This window comes from Tsukamurella pseudospumae (assembly GCF_001575195.1).
GTDB classification, from domain to species: domain Bacteria; phylum Actinomycetota; class Actinomycetes; order Mycobacteriales; family Mycobacteriaceae; genus Tsukamurella; species Tsukamurella pseudospumae.
This window is the reverse complement of sequence record NZ_LSRF01000120.1, coordinates 1-373: the sequence shown is the minus strand read 5'-3', so window position 1 is coordinate 373 and position 373 is coordinate 1. Positions and strand designations below refer to the sequence as shown.

At 69.4% G+C, this 373-nt stretch carries 1 pseudogene; it reads left to right on the top strand.

The window, feature by feature from the left end:
* Window positions 1-38 precede the first annotated feature (38 nt).
* Window positions 39-373, top strand: a pseudogene (locus AXK60_RS25385) (isocitrate lyase); the annotation flags it as partial.

Genomic DNA, 373 nt, shown 5'->3' with positions numbered 1-373 from the left:
CAAYGAGCACCGTCGGACAGCCGAGGACCGCCGCAGAGATCCAGCAGGATTGGGACACCAACCCGCGCTGGAACGGCATCAAGCGCGACTACACCGCCGCTCAGGTGGAGGAGCTCCAGGGCTCCGTCGTCGAGGAGAACACGCTCGCCAAGCGCGGCGCCGAGATCCTCTGGGACGGCGTGACCAAGGGCGACGGCTCGTACATCAACGCCCTGGGTGCCCTCACCGGCAACATGGCCGTGCAGCAGGTGCGCGCCGGCCTCAAGGCCATCTACCTCTCCGGCTGGCAGGTCGCCGGCGACGCGAACCTCGCGGGCCACACCTACCCGGACCAGTCGCTGTACCCGGCCAACTCGGTTCCGGCCGTGGTCCG